We start from the raw sequence: 22,111 nt of genomic DNA, 5'->3' as shown, positions 1-22,111 counted from the left end.
ATGCCGAGTCGTTGCTGGCCGACCTTAAAACCAATGCTGCAGGCCATGTTGTTGATGGGCCTGTCGATGGACGCCGTGTGGGCGGCCACCGGTAATTGCTCGGCACTCGGGCGCATGCCGCCGGTGATCGAGATCGGCGAGGGCTTTCAACAGGATGTGCAATCACCGGTGGCGATCACGCGGCTGGCGATTGGCGATCCGAAGATCGCTGACGTGCACGCCAACGGCAGCTCGTCTTTTCTGCTCACCGGCGTCGCGCCCGGCGCCACCAGCCTGATGGTCTGGACGTCGTGCTCCAGCGAACCGCGCCAGAGCATGGTGTTCGTGCAAGGCGCCGCCACCGCTGCACTCACCGGTGCCAGCCTGCCGCCGTCAGAAGATCCGACCCTGCCGTCGCAAGTGCAGACCGACATTCGTTTCGTCGAAGTCAGCCGCACCAAACTCAAGGAAGCCACCGCCTCGTTGATCGGTGTGCGCGGCAACTTCCTGTTCGGCTCGCCCGGCACATTGCCGAATATTGATGGTGTGCCGCAGCCACGCTTGCCGGTGAACAACGGCCTGTTCAACTTCTCGTGGATCGGCGGCAAGACCATGGCGATCATCAATGCGCTGGAAGGCAGCGGCTTCGCTTACACCTTGGCGCGGCCGAGTCTGGTGGCGCTGAGCGGCCAGAGCGCAAGCTTTCTCGCCGGCGGCGAAATCCCGATTCCGGTGCCCAGCTCCGGCAGCGACACAGTGACCATCGAATACAAGGAATTCGGTATTCGTCTGACGCTGACGCCGACCGTGATCGACCGTAATCGCGTCACCCTCAAAGTCGCACCAGAAGTCAGCGAACTGGATTACGCCAACGCCATCAACATCGGCGGCACGCCAGTGCCCGCGCTGACCGTACGCCGCACTGACACCAGTGTGTCGCTGGCCGACGGCGAAAGTTTCGTCATCAGCGGTTTGATCAGCACCACCAACACTTCGCAGGTGAACAAGTTTCCGGGCCTGGGCGACATCCCCGTGCTGGGCGCGTTTTTCCGTGATTCGCAGATCAAACGCGAAGAGCGCGAACTGCTGATGATCGTCACACCGCACCTGGTGCAGCCGCTGGCCGCCGACGCGCAACTGCCGTCGTTGCCGGGGGAAAAACTGCGCAACTACGACCCGAATTTCTATCGCATGTTCTTCCTCGAAAACGGCAACTTCGACAAGCGCAGCGGGTTGTCCCAATGAGCCAGAGCCTGAGCCAGACGTTCCTCGCCATCACCCGCAACAGCACCGATCTGGAATGGCTGCAAAGCGCGCTTGCGCCGCTCGGCCAAGTGGTCAGCGCCGGTGGCGGCAGCCTCGACGAATTGCTCGCGCTGGTCGATGTCACCTTCGCCAATCTGGTGTTCGTCGGCCTCGATCGCGAACACGTCGTGGCGCAGAGCGCGCTGATCGAAGGTGCGCTGGAAGCCAAACCGATGCTGGCGATCGTCGCCCTCGGCGATGGCATGGACAATCAGTTGGTGCTGAATGCGATGCGCGCCGGCGCACGGGATTTCGTCGCCTACGGTTCGCGCTCCAGCGAAGTCGCAGGATTGGTGCGGCGCCTGAGCAAACGTCTGCCGCCGGTGGCACCGAACACGCAACTGGGTGGCCTGACCGTGATGTATGGCGTGCAGAGCAGCTCCGACGGCGCACTGTTGGCCAATCACATGGCGATGGTCGTGCAGAAGAGCGGACAACAAACTTTGTTGCTCGATCTCGGTTTGCCGCGCGGTGACAGCCTCGCGCTGCTGGGGCTGGAGAGCTCTTTCCACTTCGGTGATGCCCTGCGCCATCTAAGACGCCTCGACGCGACGCTGATCGACAGCGCCTTCACCAGCGCCGAAGCCGGGCTGCGCATCCTCGCTTACGCCAGCAGTGACGAGCCGCTGGAAACCACCAGCGCCGCCGAATTGTTCATGCTGCTCAGCGCCCTGCGTCAGCACTTCCAGCACATCGTCGTCAACCTCACCGGGCAAGCCGACAGCGAAGCCTTGCGCACTTTTGTCAGCCATTGCGACAAGCTGCTCTGGTACACCGATCAGAACGTGCTCAACTGCCGACGCAACCTCGCCGTGCTCAATAACTGGCGCGAGAAAGGCATGAAACTCGACCACGGCCGACTGCTGATCGACCGCTATTTAAGCAACGTCGCGCCGGATGCGGAAACCCTCGGCAAGACCTACAACCTCGAGGTCATCGCGGTTTTGGCGTCCAACGCCGAAGTCCGCCTCAACGCAAAAAATCAGGGCGTCAGCCTGTTCGAACTGGCGCCGCGAGAAAAACTCACGCAAAGCCTGCGCGCCCTCGGCGAACGTCTGGCGAAACGCTCCGAAGGGCTGGCGAAACCGAAAGTCACCTGGTTCGGGCGTCTGCGAGGCAACACATGAGCAGCGAAAAACTCTTCGGCTCGCCGCAACGCGGGGCGGTGGGCAACACCGACCACGAAGGCCTGAAATTGGTACTGCACCGCTACATCATCGATGCCATCGAAGAGTCGGGAAAAAACCTGCTGGAGGGTTCGCGCCAGCAACTCGCGCAATTCGTCACCGACAAAGTCGCCGAATACATCGCCCGTTTGCACCTGGCGATCTCGCGTTATGAGATGGAGCGGCTGGGCGAAGAAATCGTCGACGAGCTCACCGGTTTTGGCCCGCTGGAAGTGCTGCTGCGCGATCCAACGGTGACGGAAATTCTGGTCAACGGCCCGCACCGGGTGTTCATCGAACGCGACGGCGTGCTGCACCAAAGTGACCTGCGTTTTATCGATGCGCATCACGTTGAACGGGTGATGCAGCGGATTCTCGCGCCGCTCGGTCGGCGTCTTGATGAGTCGTCGCCAATGGTCGATGCGCGCCTGCCGGATGGCAGCCGGGTCAACGCGATCATTCCGCCAATTGCCCTCGACGGCCCGTGCCTGTCGATTCGGAAATTCCGTAAAGACATGCTGAAAAGCAGCGACCTGATGGCGATGCAAACCATCGATCTGCAGATCTTCGAGTTCCTCCAGGACGCGGTCGGCAAGCGCTGCAACATTCTCATCAGCGGCGGTACCGGCACCGGCAAAACCACGCTGCTGAACATCCTCAGCCAATTGATCAACCCGCACGAACGTCTGGTGACCATCGAAGACGTCGCCGAATTGCAGCTCGGCCACCCGCACGTGGTGCGTCTGGAAACCCGTCCGCCGAATGCCGAGGGCCACGGCGAAGTGAAGGCCAGCGACCTGATCCGCAACGCCCTGCGGATGCGCCCCGACCGCATCATCCTCGGCGAGATTCGCGGCGTCGAAGTGGTCGATGTGTTGACCGCGATGAACACTGGCCACGACGGTTCGATGAGCACCGTCCACGCCAACAATGCGCAGGATGCGCTGCTGCGTCTGGAGACGCTGGTCGGGCTGACCGGTCGCGCCATCGCCGAGCGCACCTTGCGCCAGATGATCTGCGCGGCGCTCGACGTGATCATCCAGTTGACCCGCATGCCCGACGGCCGCCGCTGCGTCAGCGAAGTGGTGGAAGTGGTCGGCATCCGCGAAGACGTCTACGTCACCAACACCCTGTTCCGCCTCGACCGCCGCACTGGTTTCGGCTTCCTCCGCGAAGCGGTCAATCCGGCGGGCGACAAGTTGCGCCACGAGACTCATCTGGGCTGACGGCAAGGAGCACGGAGCATGCTGGGACCGGTCATTCTCATCACCTTGTGTCTGGTTTTGCTCGGGCTGTCGATCCGTTTGTTTCTGCACGGCATACGCAAAACCGCCAACGAAAAAGTCCTCGGTCGACTGGCCGCCGGGCAACCGCAACTGGCCGAAGAAAAACCGAAATGGGTGGGCCTTGAGCGGATGTTTTTGCGCGCAGGTTTGGGCCGTCCGACCGAGCGTTTCGGCTTGTGGATGAGCCTGTGGGCGGTCTCCATTGGTCTCGGTTATCTGCTGTTCGACTGGGTCGGTTTGCTGGTGATGCTGGTCGCTCCGCCGCTGATTTTGCGGCTGTACATCGCCTTCCTTTATCGGCGCCGAATCAAGCGCATGATCGAGCAACTGCCGCAGTTACTCGATCACACCGTGCGCAGTTTGAAGTCCGGGCGCACCTTGAGCGACGCGGTCATGGGCGGCATCGAGGCCAGTGACGATCCGCTGAAAAAAGCCATGGGCCGGGTGCAGCGCAACGTACAACTGGGGGTCAATCTGCCTGACGCCGTCAGCGACTTTGCCGAGCTGTACGAGCAGGACGAACTGCGCATGTTCGCCCTCGGCCTCAAGGTCAATCACCGCTACGGCGGCAACGCCAGCGAACTGCTGGAGAACCTGATCAAACTGATCCGCGAACGCGATCAGGGCGCGCGTCAATTGCGCGCCCTCACCGGCGAAACGCGGATGACCGCGTGGGTGCTCGGCTCGCTGCCGATCATCCTCGTCAGCTATTTCATGCTGACCAATCCGGGTTACATGCTCGGCATGTGGCACGACTCGGGCGGCCACACCATGTTGATCATCGCAGCGCTGTTGCAAGTGTTCGGATGCCTGGCGCTGTGGCGCATGTTGCGGAGTGTTTGAAATGCTCTATCTCGCCGCCCTGATGTTATTGCTCGGTGCGCTGCTGCTGGTGGCCAACCACTTGCTCACCGAGCGCCGTCGCGTGCGCCAGGTCAACCAGCGTTTGCAGGGACAGCTGGTGCGCGAAAACCGCTTCGGCACTTGGTTGCGCGCGTTCGGCAACACGCGTTTTGGTCGGCGCTCGGTAACCATCGACAGCGAAACCCAAACCCTGCTCAGCCGCATTGGCTGGCGCCGCGCCAACGAGCGCGCGCTGTTCGCCGCCTGCCAGATCGGTACGCCGTTGCTGACTCTTGGCGTCGCGGTGTTTCTGCAGGAAGTGTTTTTCCCTCACGCCGATAACGAATGGATCATGCCGATGCTCGCTGCCGGCGCCGGTTACCTGTTGCCCAAACGCCTACTCGCCTACGCCGCCGGGCGTCGGCAGAAAATCATCTCGGTGGAAATTTCGACGTTCATTCCGCTGCTGCGCATCCTCTTCGAATCCGGCATGGCGGTGGAACAAGCGCTGCGCGTGCTGAGCATCGAAGGGCAAAAACTGCTGCCGGAACTGACCAGCGAACTGCGCCTGATCCTCGTCCGGGTCGACTCCGGTCTGGAGCTCGGTCAGGAGCTGAACAAAGCCGCAGTGATGCTCGCCGTCGACGAATTCACCGACACCTGCGTGATCCTTCAACAACTGATCCAACAGGGCGGCGGCGCGATGAAATCGCTGCTTGCGCTCAAACAACTGCTGGATGACCGGCGCCTGACACGCTTGCAGGAATACATCTCGAAGATGTCGGCAAAAATGTCGGTGGTGATGATGTTGTTTCTGTTCCCGGCGCTGCTGATCGTCCTCGCCGGCCCCGGCTTCACTGCGATTACCCGGGCGTTTGCATCCTGAATCCGACTCATGGAGTGTGTTTGATGAAAGTACTGATAGTCATCGCCAGTCTGCTGCTGCTCGGCGGTTGCGCCACCAACGGCCAGGCGCCGTGGACGTCGTTACTGTCGCCGTCCAGTTGCAGCAAACTGTCCTCGGAGCAGGAACTGGCGCTGAACCTGGCCGACGACCTGGCCAACGACGGCAAACTGCACGCCAGCCTCGCCAACCTCGAAAGCCTGCCGGACAACCTCAGCGAAGTGCGTCTGCGCAAAGCCAAGGTCTATCGCCTGCTCGGCCGCAGCGAAGCCGAACCGCTTTACCGCAGCCTCGTCGGCGGCTGCCTGACCGCCGAAGCCGAACACGGCCTCGGCCAACTCTATGCCGCGCGCGGCGACAACGGCCAGGCCCAGGCGCACCTGCAACGCGCCGTGCGCCTGGCGCCCACCGACGAAAAAATCCGCAACGACCTGGGCGTGGTCTACCTCAACCAACTGCGCCTGAACGACGCCAGCTTCGAATTCCTCACCGCCCTCGAACTCAAGCAAAACAACCAACTGGCGGCGCAGAACCTGGTCACCTTACTGCTCTACCAGAACAACTGGCCGCAAGCCGCCGAAATCGTCAGCCGCGCCAAACTGACCCCGGATCAATTCACCGAAGCCCAGGAACGCGCGGAAAAACTCAAAGCCCCGGTCAAAGCCAAACCCGTGCCCGGCAACCAGGTCGCGGTCGTCGCCGACCCACTGCCGTCCTCGATCAAATAAGGAGACAGCCATGAACCCCGTCAAAGGCCTGTGCTACCTGACCCTGCTCAGCCTGCCCCTCAGCGCCCACGCCATCGACGCCGGCCCCGCCTCGGCGCAACAACAGGAAACCGAAGGCTGGCTCGTCCTGCAAAGCCGCAACCAGGCCGCCTCGAAAAACCCACAACCGGCGACCGCCACTGAGCGTGAATTGGCGATGCAGCGCTGGATCAAAAAATACAAATACGAAATCCCGGATCTGTATGACCCGGATGCGGGCGGGAAGATTGAGACCAAGAACTAACAGACCCCATAACCTGTAGGAGCTGCCGAAGGCTGCGATCTTTTGATCTCGCTTTTTTCGCATCAAGATCAAAAGATCGCAGCCTTCGGCAGCTCCTACAGGGAGTCGGTGTCAGGTCTGCGGATCAACCCGATCCAGCGCACGATTCACCGTCAATTCAGCAAGCATCACAATCTGCTGAATCGCCAACGCCGTACTCCTCTGCAAACCACTCAACTCATTCGCAAAATTACTCGCCATGGCACTCGCCGAGGCCAGTGATTCGCATGCGTGGGCGAGCAGGCTTTCGGTATCGACATTGGGATGGACGAGGAACATCGTGCTGGGTTGGTAGGCTTTTTCGGGTGCTGGGCTGAGGTAGAAATCGAGGGCGCGTTTGATGGCTTCGCGGTTTTTGATTTGATCGTCGGCGCGGATGGCTTCGGCGAGTGGGGTGGTGAGGTCGTGCGGGGGATCGAGAATCAGTTTGTCCATGAAAAGCTCCTACTTCCTAGTGAGAGCCAACTCTTGCCGTTTCCACACGACAAAAGGTGGCAGCTGTACGCAGGGTGGAAAACCGATAAGTAGGCAACCGGCCAGACCAAAGTCTGCCCACGCACAGCCGCCGCGACACAGTTTGCAGACGAAAGAAGACGCCGACAATGATTACGGTAGCGATGCAATGCATCTACTTGATACAGGTTTCCACACCTGGTCGCTGAATTGGCAGCGACAGGCAGAGACTAGAGCGCGCGCGTCCGACGGACAACCTGAAAACCCTGTGGGAAGGTTCGACAAATTTCACACACTTTTAAACAACCAAAAGCAAACCCTCACCCTAGCCCTCTCCCGGAGGGAGAGGGGACTGACCGGGGTGTTTGGGCGAGTTACGCCGACGTGAAATACCGAGCCGAACTTGAGTTTTAAAGCTTGGATCAAAAGCCCCTCACCCTAGCCCTCTCCCGGAGGGAGAGGGGACTGATCCGGGTGTTTGGGCGAGTTACGCCGACGTGGGATACCGAGTTGAACTCAAGTTTTGAAAAGCCCAAAAATCGGCTCCCTCTCCCTCGGGAGAGGGCTGGGGTGAGGGGCGAATCCAGCGAAGATCAAAAGACCGCAGCCTTCGGCAGCTCCTACACAGGATGAGCGCAAGCTCGACAAGCTTTTGATTTTGATCTTAGAGCCCGTCGGGAGGCTGAGCGGGAGGGATTCATACGGGGAAAGCATCGAGAGGAGGTGCAGCGAAGCAAACCGTAGGCGATGCCCCCGGATGAACCCGGAGCGAAGGAACCCGAGCCTTAGCGAGGGCCGGACGTCAGGGCAAAGACCTTTGGTTACTTTGGGGCGTTTGCCAAAGTGACCCGCCGTAAGGGCGGAACCCTAATCCGCCATCACACAAATACCGGATATGTACCCAAATCAATGCGCCGTAACCCGCCCCCGCCCAGGCGAAAGCGCCAACGCCAACTGCGTCCGATTATGCATATGCGTCAACCTTAAAACCTGCGAAACATAAAGCTTCACCGTGTTCTCGGTAATCCCCAACTCACAAGCAATCTGATAATTCGTCTGCCCCTTCCCCACCAACCGCGCCACATCCAACTGCCGTGGCGACAACTGATTGAAAATCTCCGGCATCTCCGCCGCCTCAACCTCCCCACCCAACCTATCCCGCACCACCGTCGCAGGACTACGCCGAACCTTATCCAGATCCTGGTAAAGGTCATCAATCGACTCAGACAAAAACTGCAACTTCTGATTCAAATGCCCAAGCTGCACATTTTTGTGCCGCTCCTGCAACGCCAACTCCTGACGCTGCAAACCCTCCAGCAACTCCGCCAGATCAATCGGCTTCTGATAATAATCAGCAATCCCCGCGCGCAACGCCTTGATCACGTCCTGCTTGTCCGCGCGCCCGGTCAACATGATCGCCTCGAACGCCCGCTGCTTGCCGGCCAGGCGCTGCAACGCCTGCACCAGTTCAATGCCGTCCATCCCCGGCATGTGCAGGTCGCACAACACCAGACCAATCTGCGCGTCTTCAGTAAAACGCTCGATCGCCTCTTGGCTGGAAACGCAGGGGACGCAGCGATAACCGCTGGACTCGAGAAACTCGCACAACTCCTCGACAATCAAGGGTTGATCATCAACCACGAGGACTTTTACCGCAGACGTAAGCTTGTTCACGTGCCACTCCATGCCCTAGGCCAAAGCTGACCATTCCTGTACTGACAGCCCTTGGCTGTATAACCAGCTTCTTTGAAAGTAGACGTACTTTCCGACTATGTACATAGAACTAGTGGCGCCCGGCGACTAGTGGATCCAATAGAAAGCCAGCCCCGTGCCGAGCAGCACAAACGGCGCAAATGGCAGCTTTTTTGACGATCCCGGGCCCAAATATCGAAGACGATCTCTAAGCCCTTGACTCATATGCAGCCAGACTCTTGGCGCGAGCAGCAGCCAGAGCACGCTGGCGATACCGGCGCCGACAAATGTCCACAGAACGAAAATACCGTCCGTCGCAAGGCCCAGAGCTGTCATTAATTTCACATCGCCGGCGCCCATGCGGCCCATCAAATAACCCGGGAGGGTGAACGCCAACGCCAACAAAACCGCCCAGCCACCCTGCCCGGCCTGAGCCCCCAGCCACGTGCTGCCGGTGGCCAATAAAAACCCCAGCGCCAAGGCACCGACACCGACGGTCAAGAGATTGGTGATGCGCCGCTGCCGGGCGTCCTGGGCGGCGCAAACCAGCAGCCATACGAGAAGGATAAAACTCTGCATCCGGTAAAAACCGTCCGTTTTTGCTGAATGATTCTATGCTGATACTACGCAGTGACTGTCAGGGTAGACGCACTCATGAAAAACGGCTTTCGGAAGTCGCAAAAAGGTGCGGTGGCGATTGAGTTCGCCTTGGTGTTCGTGATCTTTTTTGCGGTGTTTTACGGCTTGATCAGCTACAGCCTGCCGTTCGTGATGATGCAATCGTTCAATCAGGCGACGGCTGAAGCCGTGCGCCGTAGCGTCGCCATTGACCCGACGACGCCCGGTTATGCGACGGCGGTCGTCAATGCTGCGAATGCAGCACTGACTCAACAATTGTCTTGGGTGCCGTCGTCGTTCAATTTGGTGATTGGCACCGATACCAGCGCGGTTTTCGACAGCACTAAAGGTCTCAACGGCACGCTCACCGTCAGCGTCAATTACCCGGTCAGCAAACTCAATCAGGTGCTGCCGTTTCTGGTGCTGCCGGGAGTTGGCACCGTGCCCAGCCTGCCGACCAATCTGACCGCCCAATCGAGTCTGCAATTTTGACGGCGGGCGATAAACTTTTCGGGCGGTTGCTCAAGCGTTCAGCGATCGTCGCTCACGAACCGCTGGAGCCTCTGGTCTCGCCGATGCTGGGCCTGCACATTCATCTCGACGATGACGGCGCGGTATTGCAGATGGCCGGGCCGTTGCGCCATGTACTGGAACAACAGAAACCTCATGCTCAACCGTTACCGCTGAGCGACTACTTGCTTGCCCACAGTTGCCTGGCCATCGAGGGCCAGCCAAGTGATTGGCAGGGGCAACTGCTCGATCTCGACTTCGCCTGCCTCGGCGATCAGGTACTGCATTTGCGCGGCTGGGCGCAGCGCTGGGGCAACGGCTGGCTGTTGCAATTGATGGACATCGCCGACTTGCTCATCGAACGCCAGCAAGCGCGTCACCACGACGCCTGCCAAGTGATCGCCGGGCAAATCAGCGAACAATTGCGCAGTTGCGGCCCGCTGCGTTTGCCGGCGATTGTCAGCGAACAACTGCAAGTCATCGCCCAGCGCTGGCACATCCCTTGTCTGGCATTGGCGCTGCTCGATGAACAGGAACAGGGCTGGCAAATCTATCGGCAGTTCCAGGCCCATGACGCGCCGACGCTGTGGCACGACGGTCAGCGACTGGGCACGCCGCTCGACAGTTTGAACGGCACCGCGCCGCAGCGACTCGATGCGCACCACGGCCTCAACGAACATTCGCGCGTACAGATCATCTTCGGCAACGCCGACGGTTTTGCCGTGCCCTACAGCGATGATCGCGGCGTGGTCGCATGGTTGCTCTGCGGTTTTTACGACGTTGATCACGCCGCGCCCTATCTGACCGTGCGCGACTGGATGTGGCTGGCGAGTTCACTGGCGGCGCCGTTGCTCGGGCGTCTGCGCGAGCAGCAACATCATCGCCAGCACGAACGTCTGGAATCCCTACAGACCTTGCTCGGCACCGGGTGGTGGGAAATCCCCGGTGTCGGCGACGCGGTGCAATTGGCGCCGTCATTGGCTGCAGCCCTACAACTGCAGGCGACACGATTGACCCAGGAAGAATGGCTGACGCAGATCCATCCTGCCGATCGCGAGGAAATGCGCAGCGGCCTGCACGCGCTGCAACAACACGGCGAGCCGCTGACCTTGAGCGTGCGTCTGCACCCTGCGGATAACGAGCAGGCGCCAACGTGGTTTCGCGTGCAAGGGCAAGTCACCGGCAGCGCCGAACACCGGCGGCTGGTCGGTTTCATGCTCGACATCAGCGACATCAAAAACCAGCAGCAACTGGCCGCCGCCGCCCATGCGCGGCTGGACAATCTGATCGCCAGTTCACCGGCGGTGATTTACGTGCAGCACTACGCCGAAGGTGCATTGCAACCGGCGTTTTTCAGCGCCAGCCTGCAACCGTTGCTCGGTTTGCGTCTGGAGGATTGCACGGCGGCGGCGCTGATCGAACGCCTGCATCCGGAAGATCGCGAGGTGTATTTCCAGCGTACTCGGCAGTTGCTGCGCGAAGGTTCGGTGCGTGCGCGTTATCGATTGCGGGACAGCCGTGGCGATTATCACTGGCTACTCGACGAGGCCAAACTGCTGCGCAACGACCTCGGTTTGCCGGTCGAAGCCGTTGGCCTATGGCTGGATGTTACCGATGCGACGCTGGCCGCTGAGCGGATCAAACAAAGCGAAGAGCGCTACCGGATTCTGGTCGAAGATTCACCGGCGATGATCTGCCGCTATCGCCCGGATCTGACCCTGACTTTCGGCAACCGGCCACTGGCTAACTATCTGGAATGCACGCCAGAGCAATTGCCGGGTATCGATCTGGGCACCTGGATGTCCGACGAGCAGCGCGCTGCTTTCGTCCAGCGCCTGACGCTGCTGACCCCGGACAACCCGGTAAGCACCGCTGAAATAAGTCTGCAATTGCCTGGCCGCGAACATGCCTGGTGGGTCTGGTCGGATCGCGGTGTGTTTGATGAGCGCGGACAGTTGATCGAAGTGCAAGCGGTGGGTCGCGACAACACCGAAGTGCGCCGCTCGCAGCAGCAGCTCACGCAGAGCGCAAAAATGGCCACCCTCGGCGAGATGGCCACGGGGCTCGCCCACGAAATCAATCAGCCGCTGAACGTGATGCGCATGGCCATCGTCAACGTGCTCAAGCGCTTGAGTAACGGCGATGTGCAGGTCGATTACCTGACCGACAAACTCAACCGCATCGACGCGCAGGTGCAGCGCGCGGCCAAGGTTGTCGATCACATGCGCGTGTTCGGCCGCCGTTCGGAGATCGAGCAGCAACTGTTCAATCCGGCGTCGGCCATCGAAGGCACGTTGTCACTGTTGGCTGAAGGCATGCGCGGAAAAGGCGTGGATCTGCGCATCAGCGACACCGGTTTTCAGGTACAGGTGCGCGGTTATGTCGATCAACTGGAGCAGGTGTTGATCAACCTGATGGTCAACGCGCGCGATGCGTTGTTGAGCAAGCGTGAGAAGGATTCGAGCTTCAAACCGTGGATTTCGATTTATGCCGAGCGTGATGATGAGAAGGTCAGGCTGTGGGTCGAGGACAACGGTGGCGGCATTGATCCGCGTTTGCTCGAGCGGATTTTCGAGCCGTTTTTTACCACCAAACCGATTGGTGTCGGCACTGGGTTGGGGCTGTCGGTGAGTTACGGGATTATCGACAACATGGGTGGGCTTTTGAGCGTGCGCAACTCGGTCGAGGGCGCGCGGTTTTGTATTGAACTGCCGATTGCGGCGGACGATTAGATGACTAGATAGGCTTTGCCGGTTTGCCCGCAGGTCATGTTGGCGCCGACGTCGACGTCCATCAGGTTGATGCCTAGGCTTTTTAGCAGGTTGTTGAGAATAGGATCCAGCAAGGGACTCAGCACAGCGGTGACCGCAGGGAGTAAACGGTTGGTGACGTCACTGATCAGTGAGGCGACGCCCGTGACAATGGCACCCAACGGATTGCTACCCAGCGGTCGATAGACAATCAGGTTAACCCCCGCCAGCGTGTTCGACAGGCTGTTGACGATGTTGGTAGTCGGCACGGCCGCCTGAATGCTCGGCGGCAATTTCAGGTTGGCCGGGGTGGCGAACGGCGTTGAGCTGGAGAACACCAGATCCTGCGAGTTTTGCGCGACGCTGGTGTCGAGCATGATGCCGATACCGCCGGCGCCGAAAGGGACGTGGGTGGATGCATCACAGGTTCCGAGCCCGAGGATTTTGTGGCAGGTGACGATACCCAGATCGATCAATGCCAACGGCGCCACCGTCGGTTCGGCAGCCGAAGAGAACGCATTGGTCGCGTCGATCTTGCCGAGTTTGAGGTCGGCAATCGACGTGATGGTGTGGGCGGTCAGGCTTTTGGTGCCGGTAGCGCCCGTCGGGCAGCGGAAATCGGTGACATAACTTTTCGCACCGCCAACATCCAGGCTGATGTCGATTCGCGGCGTCGGCAGCAGTTGCGGATCCAGTTGCTCGCAACCCGCGCCAAGCAGGCAGCCCAGCGAGTTAAGCGTGCCAACCAAGTCCAGACTCAGCAGCGCATTGAGCGTCGGCGTCAATGCACCGACTAGTCCAAGCACGGCGTTGGTCAGCCCGGTCACGCCGCTCAGCACCGGCAGATTCGTTGAAATCAGCGTGCGAATTTGCGCAGTGCGCACATAAATCCGGTTCGCCCCCAGCGGATCGACCTTGGCCAGCGCCGGATCACCAATCGCAGAAAACTGCGGCGGCTCGATCACCTTCACCTTCACCGTGACATTCGCCAGCCCCAACACACTGATCGGCAACGTCGCCGCCACCGCGCTTTTGCTGTTGGCCAGTTGAATCACGCCCTGCACCAGTTGCAGCAGTTGCAGATTGGCGTCGAGCCCCGCCGCCGTGGTGCCGGTCTGCAATTGCAGAATATCGCCAAGTTTGACCGGCGCCGCGTTGATCGCCGCCACCTGCAACTGGCCCAGTGCAGTGATCACCTCTGCCGTGGCGCCGTTGAGTTGCACCACCGTCGCGGCGGCCTGAATCAGTTGGGTGACCGTGGCCTGGGTGTTGAGCAGCTGCGTGTAATTGCCGGCGGCGACATTGAGGTTGATCGCCAATTGGTTGAGGTAGCTGAGCAGGTTGATATCGGTGTTGAGCAAACCGTTCCAGCCCAGCGCCGTGAGGTTGACGTTGCCGCCCAGCAGCCCGGAAAACAGCGGATTGAGGATGTTCGATTGCGCGGTATTGATCGTGGCCAAGGTGCTGCGAATGTTCAGTTGGGCGATGGTCGGCTGGGGTTTCGCGGCGACGGCCGTGGCGTTAAGCGTGGTGTTGAGGCTGACCGCCGTGCCGCTGAACAACGCCTGCACGCCGCCGGCAAAACTGGTGGTGAGGGTGTGACTGCCGACTACGCGCACCGCTGCCGCTTGCGTGGCATCCACGGTGAACGAACGCAATCCGGTCGCGGCCGTGACTAATGAACCACAGGTGGTGGCGAGGGTGTTGTTGGCATCGACGGTAAAACCATTACGCACCGCGCTTTGCCCGGCGTAAGTGGCAGCGGTCAAACCGGGCAGACAGTTGCCGCCACGGCTCACCGCTTCCAGCGCAGCGTTATCCACCACCCGCTGCAATTTGCGCTGTTCCATGTACAAGCGCCCGGTGTCGACCACCAACAGCATCGCCACCAGCGCCACACTCAGCGTGGCAGCCGCCATCAACCCGATCGCCCCGCGTTGCCGGGCCGGGCCATTGAACTGCGAACGAGGCGACATGGCGCACTCCTTTGCCGGCGCACTGCCGAGCGCTACCTCCATTGATGCGATTGAGTGTAGACGCGCCTGCAAACGAACGCTGACGAATCCCTGTAGGAGCTGCCGAAGGCTGCGATCTTTTGATCTTGCTTTTAAAAAAACAGATCAAAAGATCGCAGCCTTCAGCAGCTCCTACAGGGGATTTTTTACATCATTTCAGCGCGGTGGGTAGTTGGCGAGGATCCGGGTGACGGTCTCGCGGATGGCGTTGCTGCGGTCTTCCGGGTTCGGTTTGCTGGCGAGCATCTGCTCGTCGCTGCCGCGCCAAACCAGTTTGCCGTCCTTGCCGTCGAGCAAGTCGATCTGGATGGTCGCGACTTTGTAGGTGATGTTGCGCGTTTCGTTGTACATCGGCGCGCCCCAGTAGCCATTCCACGGCCCCCCCCAACCGCCGCCGTAATTGGTCGTCACTTGCTGCTGACGATCCTCGACGATCAAGTAAGTCTGCACACTCAAATCACCCTTGGCCCCGGCAGCGGCCGGGCGCAAACCGCGCTGATCGAGTTGATCGGTGACGGCCTGGCGGATGCGTTGCTCGGTCAGGTCGCTTTTGATCCGTGGATCATCCGGGCGATATTGCAGGGCGGGTTCTTTCCAGCTCCAGTTGCGATACGCAGCAAAATCGCGGCTGGCGTCGAAGTCATGATTGACCTGATTGGCGGCGCAGGCGCTGAGCAACGCGGCCATGGCCAGTAAGGCGAGACGACGGAACATGGTTTTTCTCCGGTAGAAGACATGACCTGCACAAGCTTCTCATTTGCAAGAAGCTAACTGGGAGGATACGCCGACATGGCCTTTTCCACAGCCTCCCGGATCGAATCAGCTTGATCACTCTGGTTGCCACGGGTGCCTGTTTCGGCGCTGGAACTCCAGACCGGTTGTCCGGTACCGGCGTCGACCAGATCCACCTGAACGACGACCACTTGTTCGGAGTACGTGCGCACGATCGGCACGCTGTTGTACATCCCGTAACCCCGACCATAACGATCATAGCCACTGTATCCGCCGCCGTAGTAGCCGTAATCGTCCTGCACCTGACGCAAGCGTGTTTGCAGACTCAGATTGGCGCTGACCAACAGGTCGGCCGGACGATTGTCGTGCAGCGGGCGCAGACCACGCTGATCCAGCGCGTTGCTGACTGCCTCGGCCACTTGCGCCGAATCCGCCCATGCCGTGCCCGGCGGCAATTGGCCGTTGAGCCAGGCCCAGCTGCGATAGCGTCCGTAATCACGCGGCGGCGCCGGATAAGCACTGCGATCAAAGGTGTTGGCGGCTTGCGGCGGCGCCGGCGGCAAGGGCCGCGATTGCGCCACGTAAGGGTTGCTGCCCTCGCAGGCGGCCAACCCCAGACAGATCAGCAATAACCCGGATTGAGCTTTCATTTCGCGCTCCGATCAGATCGGCCGGCAGATCCAGTGCAAGTAACGCCCAAGCCCGGCGAAGCTTGGGTGGCGACGGTGAGCGAGCTCCATCTCGAGCAAATCGACGAGTTCGGCGCGGGCCTGGAATTCCACCGGCATGTAGTCGTGGAAAACCCGGATCCCGCTCTGAGTTTCGACCTGCCACAACCCTTCGAGTTGCGTTGCCAATTCCCGTGGATCGAGGGGCTGCTGCGGGGTCAGGCTCTGCTTTTCACCGGCCATGTCGTTCTTGCGCATTTTCTTGAAATGGCCTTTGAGCAGGTTGCGGTAAATCAGCGCGTCACGGTTGTAGAACGCCAAAGACAGCCAGCCGCCGGGCTTGGTCAATTGATGCAGCACCGGCAGGATCGCGTGGGGTTCGGCGAGCCACTCGAGCACGGCGTGGCAGATCACCAGGTCATACGGTTCGGTGAGTTGCCCAAGCAATTCCTGCCACGGCGCCTGAATAAACGTCGCGGTCTGCCCGGCTTCGGCGAAACGCTGGCGCGCGCCTTCAAGCATCGGCTCGGCCGGTTCGGTGAAGGTCACGTCGTGGCCACGCTCGGCCAGCCACAGCGACATGTGGCCGAGACCACCGCCGATGTCGAGCACACGCAACCGCCGATCCGGCAGCGCTTCAGCGAGGTCGGCCTGCAACACCGCGAGGCGAATCGCGCCTTTGGCACCGCCGTAGATTTTTTCGGCGAAACGCGTCGCCAACTGGTCGAAATGCCGGTCGCTCATCAGCTGAACCGCCGTTCGCTGTCGGCGAGCTTGGCGCGCACCACTTCATTCATGTCCAACCCCAACTCGCTGCACAGCAGCAACAGGTACAGCACGATATCGCCGACTTCCTGCCCGGCGTGGGCGAGTTTGTCAGCGGGCAACTGGCGCGACTGGTCTTCGCTCAGCCACTGGAAGATTTCCACCAGCTCAGACATCTCGACGCTGGCGGCCATGGCCAGGTTTTTCGGGCTGTGAAATTGCCGCCAGTCATTGCGGTCGCGAATGGCGTGCAGGCGTTCGGTCAGTTCAACAAGGTTCATCGGGCTCTCCTGAAGGCGTATAGCTTCAAGCGGATGCCCGCTGAAGGCAAGCGCAAACCCTGTAGGAGTGAGCCTGCTCGCGATGACGCCATTGCATTCAACATCACCGTTGACTGACACACCGCTATCGCGAGCAGGCTCACTCCTACAAGGGCGGTGTAAACCCACTATCATGCAGGGAACTCGGCCACCTGCGTTGTGGCCCAAGGCTCAGCTCTTTCATCAGGATGCACACATGCAGGTAGAAAGCTTTTTCGAATGGCTCGGCCAGGCGCTCGGGTCGGTGATCCGCTTTATCGTCGATGGCCTCAGCGGGCTGTTCAATATTCTGAGCAATGCCGGCGGCAACTTTGTCGACGGGCTGGCGAAGACGCTGGGGATGGACACATCGATCATCAGCATCATCGCGCTGATTGTCGGGTTGATGCTGTTGTGGTCGGCGATTCGGGCGTTTATGAATGCGTCGATCATTGCCGGGATTATCTGGTTGTTGCTGGGGTTGTGGTTGCTGAGCTGGATTATTCACTGACACCACCGCCCTCCTGTAGGAGTGAGCCTGCTCGCGATAGCGGTGGTTCAGTTGAAACATCTCTAGCTGACACACCGCTATCGCGAGCAGGCTCACTCCTACAGGGGGATAGCGTTAATCGCTACAATGCCGCTCCCCCAAGGAGCCCGCATGTCCAACCTGACCACCGACTGGCGCGACCGCCCGACTCACCGCAAGGTCTGGGCGCTGGCTGCGCCGATGATCCTTTCGAATATTTCCGTGCCGCTGGTGGCGCTGGTCGACAGCACTGTCATCGGCCATTTGCCCCACGCCCATCAACTGGGCGCCGTGGCAGTCGGCGCCAGCCTGTACACCTTTCTCGCCTGGGCCATGGGTTTTCTGCGCATGGGCACTACCGGTTTTGCCGCGCAAGCAGCCGGGCGCAGTGACGGCGCGGCGTTGCGACAGATTCTCTTGCAAGGGTTGCTGCTGGCGATGGGTCTGGCGCTGGTGCTCGGCACCCTCGGCGTGCCGTTGAGCGGCGTAGCTCTGCATTTCATGCAGCCGTCGGCGGAGCTGGATCAGCTCACCCGGGAGTTTTTCCATACGCGGCTGTTCGGCCTGCCGGCGGCGCTGGCCAGTTACGCGCTGGTCGGCTGGTTCCTCGGCACGCAAAACGCGCGGGCGCCACTGGCGATTCTGCTCAGCACCAACCTGATCAACATCGCCCTCAATCTGTGGTTTGTCATCGGTCTGGACTGGGGCGTGGTCGGTTCGGCCCGCGCTTCGGTGATCGCCGAATGGAGCGGCGCCCTGCTCGGCCTCTACATGACCCGCAAAGCCCTGCGCGCGTATCCGGGGCACATTGCCTGGGCGGCGTTGAAACTGTGGCAGAGCTGGCGCCCGTTGCTGGCGGTCAATCGCGACATCTTCATCCGCAGCCTCGCCCTGCAATCGGTGTTTTTCCTGATCACCGTGCAAGGCGCGCGGCTGGGTGATGCCACCGTCGCCGCCAACGCGCTGCTGCTCAATGGCTTGCTGCTGACCGCCCACGCCCTCGACGGTCTGGCCCACGCCGTCGAAGCCCTCTGCGGCCACGCCATCGGCGCGCGTGATCGCCTTGCGTTGCGTCGATCGCTGGTGGTGGCTGGCGGATGGTCATTGATCGCCAGCGTCGGTTTTGCCGTGCTGTTTCTGCTCGGCGGGCATCTGTTTATCGAGATGCAGACCAACATCCAGAGCGTGCGCGACACCGCTTTTATCTACCTGCCCTACCTCGCCGTGCTGCCGTTGATTGCGGTGTGGAGCTACTTGCTCGATGGCCTGTTCATCGGCGCCACCCGTGCGCGGGAAATGCGCAATGGCATGTTGATGACCGTGGTTCTGCTGCTGCCCTTCGCCTGGGCGCTGCAAGGTCTGGGCAATCACGGCCTGTGGATAACGTTTCTGCTGTTCATGGTCTTGCGCAGCCTGACACTCGGCGCGCAAGCCCTGTGGCTCAAGCGCAATGACGGCTGGTTCAACGGTGGCGCTCATTGAGTGGGCGTGTGCTCGATAAAACCGACTACCTGATCGAGCACCGGCGCCAATCGCCGCAGTGGTCGTGACAGTGTCGCCACCAATGTGATGTGGCTGGGCCGCGAGTAATACAAATCTTGCACCGGCACCCCGGCTTCGCGCAGTTTGCGAGCGAGGCCGCCGGTGTTGCGCGTCGGGTTGACCAGATCATCCTTGCTCGCGGCAATCAGCAACGCCGGTGGCGCGCCGCGACTGACATGGTTGATCGGCTGCGATTGCGGCGGCGAATTCGGCCAGAAGAACACCGGACGCACGTCAGGGTTCTCGATCGGCAGAAAATCATACGGCCCGGCCAGACCGATCCATCCGCTGAGATTTTTCGGCGACATGCCGACCTTCCCCAGCAAATCGCCATCCAGCGCCAGCATCGCCGCGTTGTAGGCGCCGGAGCTGTGCCCCATCAAATACAGGCGCTGCGGGTTCCCTGAATATTCGCTGATGTGTGCCTTGGCCCACGCCACCGCCCGCGCGCCGTCTTCGAGAAACAGTGGATAACGCACCTGCGGATACAGCCGATAATCCGCCACCACTGCGACAATCCCCCGCGACGCCAGCGCTTCGCCGACAAAGGTGTAATCCGTTCGGTCGCCCGTATTCCAGCTGCCGCCGTAGAAAAACACCACCACCGGCGCGTCCTTGAGCGGATGACGCGGCACATAGACGTCGAGCTTCTGCCGTGGATCGTCACCGTAGGCAATCCCAGCGGTTTTATCGAAGGTCTCTTCGGGCGTCAGGGCGTTGAGCACCTTCACCGGCGAACAACCGCCCAGCACCACCAGCAAAATCCCGCCGATCAGCACGCAAAACCGTTGCCGCAAAGTGCCTGCCATGGATGCCGAACCTCTGTTTCAGGGTTGATCGTTCTGCCACTGACGACGCACATGGTCGAGCCCTTCCTGCTGGGTCAATCCCGCCGGTGGCGGCACCAACACAGCGCGCGGATGCAGCAAGCGTAGCCACAACCAGCCGTCGAGCACGCCACGGTCGCTGAAGCCCAGCGCCAGACCTTGTTGAACATGGGAGGCCATCGCCGCGTAGTCGGTTCCAAGCGATTGGCACCAGCGCCAGATGTGCTGCTCCAGCAGACAGGTTTGCAGGCGCTCGCGTTGCTGCGCAGTCAGATTTTCTTCAACCCCGAGCGGCGCCACCGCCAAACCTGGATTGCGCAATTGCTGCCAGCCGTGACTGCCAATCGCCCGGTCGGCCCAGGTGCCACCGTACCAGCGCAACTGCTGAATCGGCCCGAGCCAACGGCTCAATTCGCGGGCATCGCAAGCGTCGAAGAAATAGCTCGCAGTCTGGCGGTTGTAGTAACTCAGCAGTGCGCGGTGATGCAGGCCGAACGACACGGTGAGCATGCGCCGCAAATGCAGGAGCAATTCCGCGCTCGACACTTCGCTGTCCAGCAACAAGCCGCGCCAGGTCTGCGGGTCACGCTGACAGCATTCCAGCAGCGCCTCGCTGTCGTGCAACTCGATCAACAACGGCCCGTGCTCGCGCAGCGGTTGAAACTCCGTGGCATCGAACAGCCAGAAGTGCCGCAATCCAGCGAATTCTTCACGCAGCATCTTCAGCGCCTGCGGTGCTTCCTGGACATCGAGCAGCAGCCATTGCGCCAGCGGTTCGAGCATGACGTCGCTCATCCGCGACCGCTCTGGTCGAGTTCACTGACCAACCGGCAGCTGCAGATTGATTCGCGACAATGGCTGTAACTGCCGCCGCCGGGGATCAGGCACAGCAGCAGCAACGGTTGCGCCGACTTCAGCCATTGTGGCAGGCCTTCGGTGATGATCTGCTCCGGCAACGGGGTATCTTGCTCAGGCTCTTCATCGGCCAGCGGCGCCTGTAAAACCCCGCTGATCACCGGTTGATCCGGATCGCCTTCAAGAAAACTCACCACCACCTCGACCCCTTCGCGCAGCAAGGGCAGCGCCTGGTCGGCCAACGCCGGCGCCAGCGGCAGCCAGCAATGACTGGCCGCAGCGCCTTCGCCCTGATACAGCCAGTCGAACTGTACCGCCACCGGCCGCGAGCGATCCGGACGCGGCTCGTCGACCGCCACCACCCAGGCCCGTTGCAAACTGTGCATGCGCGGGCGCGCGGGCACGGTTTCCGGTACCGGCGCGGCATCCTGCAAGACCGCGAAAATCCGGTTGGCGTAAGGCTGTTCGAGGGACATGTCAGCGTGATGTTCAACGCGCGACAGCAGCCATTCACGATTGCACTCGGCAAATGGATGCCCCGCCAGCGGCAACCAGCGGCCACTGCGCAAGCAGGCCAGATCGGTTTCGCCCTCGGCCCTCTGCGCCGCTTGCGTACCGCCCCCGCTCGGCGACCATGCGTTGTGCAATTGCCAGCGACGCACCGCCGGCGCTTCGTCTTCTATCACGTCAGCAAATTGCGCGGCACCGGCCCGAGGCAATTGCGCGACATCGTCACCGAACACCAGACAATGGCCGTCACGCCGATGCTCGAAGTGATAGTGGATGCCCGCCTGCGCGCACAACCGCTGCAGCAGTTGCAGGTCGGACTCGCGGTATTGGGTGCAGAACGCCAACGGCGGATAGTCGCCGCCCAGCTCGAAGCGTCGCTGCCCACCGCTGATCCCGTGTTCCTTGAGCACTTGCGCGAGAATCTGCGGCACCGAGCAACCACTGAACACCCGCTGACTGAAACGCAGCGCCAGGCAGTTCAATTTTGGCCCCAGCCGCGCGCGACACAGGCGGACGCCCGGGCCATGCTCGTGCTGAACCAGGCTGTGCAATTGCCCGTGCACACCGTTGCGCAGCGCATCGAAATGCAGGAACACCGAGCGGTGCAGCAGACCGGCGAGATCCAGTTGCACATCGTCGATCAACACATCGATCTCAAACGCAAAGGGTTCGCTGAGGGCTTCGTTACCGGTAAACGCCAGCACTTCAAAGGCGTCGGACAGACCCGCTACATCGAGACGAAAGGTCGGCTCGTTGACTGGATCAAACATAGGCGGATCTCTACAGGAGGGGCGGCCGGGGATTCTCGCCGAG

General features: G+C 60.9%; 22 protein-coding genes. 11 read left to right on the top strand and 11 right to left on the bottom strand.

Translation table 11 applies throughout. The features are described 5' to 3' along the window. Genes ACIOMO_RS14210 through ACIOMO_RS14180 form a run of 7 tightly spaced genes read left to right on the top strand, consistent with a single transcriptional unit; the run spans nt 1 to nt 6,494 of the window. Nucleotides 1-1,224 carry a type II and III secretion system protein family protein gene (locus ACIOMO_RS14210; protein WP_212546352.1) on the top strand — a complete coding sequence of 408 codons (1,224 nt, stop codon included), beginning with the start codon at nt 1-3 and terminating at the stop codon, nt 1,222-1,224. After that, nucleotides 1,221-2,411: a pilus assembly protein gene (locus ACIOMO_RS14205; RefSeq protein WP_400648964.1), complete on the top strand. Its 1,191-nt coding sequence runs from the start codon at nt 1,221-1,223 to the stop codon at nt 2,409-2,411. Before ACIOMO_RS14210 ends, ACIOMO_RS14205 begins: the two co-directional genes overlap by 4 nt. After that, nucleotides 2,408-3,676, top strand: a complete 1,269-nt coding sequence (locus tag ACIOMO_RS14200; RefSeq protein ID WP_053116927.1) for a CpaF family protein — start codon at nt 2,408-2,410, stop codon at nt 3,674-3,676. Before ACIOMO_RS14205 ends, ACIOMO_RS14200 begins: the two co-directional genes overlap by 4 nt. Before the next feature lie 18 nt (nt 3,677-3,694). Beyond that, nucleotides 3,695-4,579, top strand: a complete 885-nt coding sequence (locus ACIOMO_RS14195) for a type II secretion system F family protein (RefSeq protein WP_053116926.1) — start codon at nt 3,695-3,697, stop codon at nt 4,577-4,579. Between the two features lies 1 nt (nt 4,580). After that, nucleotides 4,581-5,465: a type II secretion system F family protein gene (locus ACIOMO_RS14190; RefSeq protein WP_401241441.1), complete on the top strand. Its 885-nt coding sequence runs from the start codon at nt 4,581-4,583 to the stop codon at nt 5,463-5,465. Nucleotides 5,466-5,488: 23 nt separating this feature from the next. Further along, nucleotides 5,489-6,211, top strand: coding sequence for a tetratricopeptide repeat protein (locus tag ACIOMO_RS14185; RefSeq protein ID WP_212546349.1), 723 nt, complete (start codon nt 5,489-5,491; stop codon nt 6,209-6,211). A gap of 10 nt (nt 6,212-6,221) precedes the next feature. Then, nucleotides 6,222-6,494, top strand: coding sequence for a DUF3613 domain-containing protein (locus tag ACIOMO_RS14180; RefSeq protein WP_053116923.1), 273 nt, complete (start codon nt 6,222-6,224; stop codon nt 6,492-6,494). A gap of 111 nt (nt 6,495-6,605) precedes the next feature. Here ACIOMO_RS14180 and ACIOMO_RS14175 read toward each other — a convergent pair whose 3' ends face one another. The 3 genes from ACIOMO_RS14175 to ACIOMO_RS14165 form a co-directional block, all read right to left on the bottom strand. Continuing rightward, complete coding sequence (locus tag ACIOMO_RS14175; RefSeq protein WP_401241437.1) at nt 6,606-6,968, bottom strand: DUF6124 family protein; 363 nt, start codon at nt 6,966-6,968, stop codon at nt 6,606-6,608. A gap of 924 nt (nt 6,969-7,892) precedes the next feature. Further along, a complete protein-coding gene (locus ACIOMO_RS14170; protein WP_159813489.1) occupies nt 7,893-8,660 on the bottom strand; it encodes a response regulator transcription factor in 768 nt (255 codons plus the stop codon). Between the two features lie 126 nt (nt 8,661-8,786). Further along, a complete protein-coding gene (locus ACIOMO_RS14165; protein WP_053116922.1) occupies nt 8,787-9,257 on the bottom strand; it encodes a prepilin peptidase in 471 nt (156 codons plus the stop codon). Nucleotides 9,258-9,332: 75 nt separating this feature from the next. Here ACIOMO_RS14165 and ACIOMO_RS14160 point away from each other — a divergent pair, with 75 nt between their 5' ends. Together ACIOMO_RS14160 and ACIOMO_RS14155 are read left to right on the top strand one after the other, a co-directional pair. Next, on the top strand, nt 9,333-9,788 hold the full coding sequence (locus ACIOMO_RS14160) for a TadE/TadG family type IV pilus assembly protein (RefSeq protein WP_053116921.1): 456 nt from the start codon (nt 9,333-9,335) through the stop codon (nt 9,786-9,788). Beyond that, nucleotides 9,785-12,538 (top strand): ATP-binding protein, encoded by a 2,754-nt coding sequence (locus ACIOMO_RS14155; protein WP_401241433.1) that lies wholly within the window; start codon nt 9,785-9,787, stop codon nt 12,536-12,538. The genes ACIOMO_RS14160 and ACIOMO_RS14155 overlap by 4 nt, the downstream gene beginning before the upstream one ends. Here the strand turns inward: ACIOMO_RS14155 and ACIOMO_RS14150 are convergent. The 5 genes from ACIOMO_RS14150 to ACIOMO_RS14130 all read right to left on the bottom strand — a co-directional run bounded on the left by ACIOMO_RS14150 (nt 12,535) and on the right by ACIOMO_RS14130 (nt 17,017). Then, the gene (locus tag ACIOMO_RS14150; RefSeq protein WP_401241431.1) at nt 12,535-14,532 is read right to left on the bottom strand and encodes a pilus assembly protein TadG-related protein; all 1,998 of its coding nucleotides are present in this window, start codon (nt 14,530-14,532) and stop codon (nt 12,535-12,537) included. The two genes, ACIOMO_RS14155 and ACIOMO_RS14150, sit on opposite strands and share 4 nt — an antisense overlap. A 195-nt stretch (nt 14,533-14,727) precedes the next feature. Further along, nucleotides 14,728-15,285, bottom strand: a complete 558-nt coding sequence (locus ACIOMO_RS14145; RefSeq protein ID WP_053116918.1) for a DUF4136 domain-containing protein — start codon at nt 15,283-15,285, stop codon at nt 14,728-14,730. A 53-nt stretch (nt 15,286-15,338) separates the two neighbouring features. Further along, a complete protein-coding gene (locus tag ACIOMO_RS14140; RefSeq protein ID WP_401241429.1) occupies nt 15,339-15,953 on the bottom strand; it encodes a DUF4136 domain-containing protein in 615 nt (204 codons plus the stop codon). Between the two features lie 12 nt (nt 15,954-15,965). Further along, entirely contained in the window at nt 15,966-16,715 is a 750-nt protein-coding gene (locus ACIOMO_RS14135; RefSeq protein WP_401241426.1) for a methyltransferase, read from the bottom strand. Next, a complete protein-coding gene (locus ACIOMO_RS14130; RefSeq protein ID WP_053116915.1) occupies nt 16,715-17,017 on the bottom strand; it encodes a MazG-like family protein in 303 nt (100 codons plus the stop codon). Before ACIOMO_RS14130 ends, ACIOMO_RS14135 begins: the two co-directional genes overlap by 1 nt. 235 nt (nt 17,018-17,252) lie before the next feature. Between ACIOMO_RS14130 and ACIOMO_RS14125 the strand changes: the two genes are divergently transcribed. Both ACIOMO_RS14125 and ACIOMO_RS14120 read left to right on the top strand, forming a co-directional pair. Then, nucleotides 17,253-17,546 carry a hypothetical protein gene (locus ACIOMO_RS14125; protein WP_007914623.1) on the top strand — a complete coding sequence of 98 codons (294 nt, stop codon included), beginning with the start codon at nt 17,253-17,255 and terminating at the stop codon, nt 17,544-17,546. A 150-nt stretch (nt 17,547-17,696) separates the two neighbouring features. Next, nucleotides 17,697-19,046 (top strand): MATE family efflux transporter, encoded by a 1,350-nt coding sequence (locus tag ACIOMO_RS14120; protein ID WP_053116914.1) that lies wholly within the window; start codon nt 17,697-17,699, stop codon nt 19,044-19,046. Here the strand turns inward: ACIOMO_RS14120 and ACIOMO_RS14115 are convergent. Genes ACIOMO_RS14115 through ACIOMO_RS14105 form a run of 3 tightly spaced genes read right to left on the bottom strand, consistent with a single transcriptional unit; the run spans nt 19,040 to nt 22,068 of the window. Beyond that, nucleotides 19,040-19,915: an alpha/beta hydrolase gene (locus tag ACIOMO_RS14115; RefSeq protein WP_401241423.1), complete on the bottom strand. Its 876-nt coding sequence runs from the start codon at nt 19,913-19,915 to the stop codon at nt 19,040-19,042. The two genes, ACIOMO_RS14120 and ACIOMO_RS14115, sit on opposite strands and share 7 nt — an antisense overlap. 18 nt (nt 19,916-19,933) lie before the next feature. After that, nucleotides 19,934-20,728 carry a DUF4123 domain-containing protein gene (locus ACIOMO_RS14110; protein WP_401241420.1) on the bottom strand — a complete coding sequence of 265 codons (795 nt, stop codon included), beginning with the start codon at nt 20,726-20,728 and terminating at the stop codon, nt 19,934-19,936. Beyond that, on the bottom strand, nt 20,725-22,068 hold the full coding sequence (locus ACIOMO_RS14105) for a contractile injection system protein, VgrG/Pvc8 family (RefSeq protein ID WP_401241417.1): 1,344 nt from the start codon (nt 22,066-22,068) through the stop codon (nt 20,725-20,727). The genes ACIOMO_RS14110 and ACIOMO_RS14105 overlap by 4 nt, the downstream gene beginning before the upstream one ends. Nucleotides 22,069-22,111 lie beyond the last annotated feature (43 nt).

The sequence above is a fragment of the Pseudomonas sp. NPDC087804 genome (assembly GCF_044742965.1).
Lineage (GTDB): Bacteria > Pseudomonadota > Gammaproteobacteria > Pseudomonadales > Pseudomonadaceae > Aquipseudomonas > Aquipseudomonas rustica.
The sequence above is the reverse complement of the archived record's forward strand: the minus strand, read 5'-3'. Positions and strand labels throughout refer to the sequence as shown.

Excerpts from the sequence above, each read along its gene's own strand:
- ACIOMO_RS14175 (WP_401241437.1), bottom strand. The coding sequence starts at position 6,968 with ATGGACAAACTGATTCTCGATCCCCCGCACGACCTCACCACCCCACTC.
- ACIOMO_RS14125 (WP_007914623.1), top strand. The coding sequence starts at position 17,253 with ATGCAGGTAGAAAGCTTTTTCGAATGGCTCGGCCAGGCGCTCGGGTCG.
- ACIOMO_RS14180 (WP_053116923.1), top strand. The coding sequence starts at position 6,222 with ATGAACCCCGTCAAAGGCCTGTGCTACCTGACCCTGCTCAGCCTGCCC.
- ACIOMO_RS14120 (WP_053116914.1), top strand. The coding sequence starts at position 17,697 with ATGTCCAACCTGACCACCGACTGGCGCGACCGCCCGACTCACCGCAAG.
- ACIOMO_RS14200 (WP_053116927.1), top strand. The coding sequence starts at position 2,408 with ATGAGCAGCGAAAAACTCTTCGGCTCGCCGCAACGCGGGGCGGTGGGC.
- ACIOMO_RS14190 (WP_401241441.1), top strand. The coding sequence starts at position 4,581 with ATGCTCTATCTCGCCGCCCTGATGTTATTGCTCGGTGCGCTGCTGCTG.
- ACIOMO_RS14195 (WP_053116926.1), top strand. The coding sequence starts at position 3,695 with ATGCTGGGACCGGTCATTCTCATCACCTTGTGTCTGGTTTTGCTCGGG.
- ACIOMO_RS14145 (WP_053116918.1), bottom strand. The coding sequence starts at position 15,285 with ATGTTCCGTCGTCTCGCCTTACTGGCCATGGCCGCGTTGCTCAGCGCC.
- ACIOMO_RS14165 (WP_053116922.1), bottom strand. The coding sequence starts at position 9,257 with ATGCAGAGTTTTATCCTTCTCGTATGGCTGCTGGTTTGCGCCGCCCAG.
- ACIOMO_RS14210 (WP_212546352.1), top strand. The coding sequence starts at position 1 with ATGCCGAGTCGTTGCTGGCCGACCTTAAAACCAATGCTGCAGGCCATG.
- ACIOMO_RS14115 (WP_401241423.1), bottom strand. The coding sequence starts at position 19,915 with ATGGCAGGCACTTTGCGGCAACGGTTTTGCGTGCTGATCGGCGGGATT.
- ACIOMO_RS14185 (WP_212546349.1), top strand. The coding sequence starts at position 5,489 with ATGAAAGTACTGATAGTCATCGCCAGTCTGCTGCTGCTCGGCGGTTGC.
- ACIOMO_RS14135 (WP_401241426.1), bottom strand. The coding sequence starts at position 16,715 with ATGAGCGACCGGCATTTCGACCAGTTGGCGACGCGTTTCGCCGAAAAA.
- ACIOMO_RS14205 (WP_400648964.1), top strand. The coding sequence starts at position 1,221 with ATGAGCCAGAGCCTGAGCCAGACGTTCCTCGCCATCACCCGCAACAGC.
- ACIOMO_RS14110 (WP_401241420.1), bottom strand. The coding sequence starts at position 20,728 with ATGAGCGACGTCATGCTCGAACCGCTGGCGCAATGGCTGCTGCTCGAT.
- ACIOMO_RS14140 (WP_401241429.1), bottom strand. The coding sequence starts at position 15,953 with ATGAAAGCTCAATCCGGGTTATTGCTGATCTGTCTGGGGTTGGCCGCC.
- ACIOMO_RS14150 (WP_401241431.1), bottom strand. The coding sequence starts at position 14,532 with ATGTCGCCTCGTTCGCAGTTCAATGGCCCGGCCCGGCAACGCGGGGCG.
- ACIOMO_RS14105 (WP_401241417.1), bottom strand. The coding sequence starts at position 22,068 with ATGTTTGATCCAGTCAACGAGCCGACCTTTCGTCTCGATGTAGCGGGT.
- ACIOMO_RS14130 (WP_053116915.1), bottom strand. The coding sequence starts at position 17,017 with ATGAACCTTGTTGAACTGACCGAACGCCTGCACGCCATTCGCGACCGC.
- ACIOMO_RS14160 (WP_053116921.1), top strand. The coding sequence starts at position 9,333 with ATGAAAAACGGCTTTCGGAAGTCGCAAAAAGGTGCGGTGGCGATTGAG.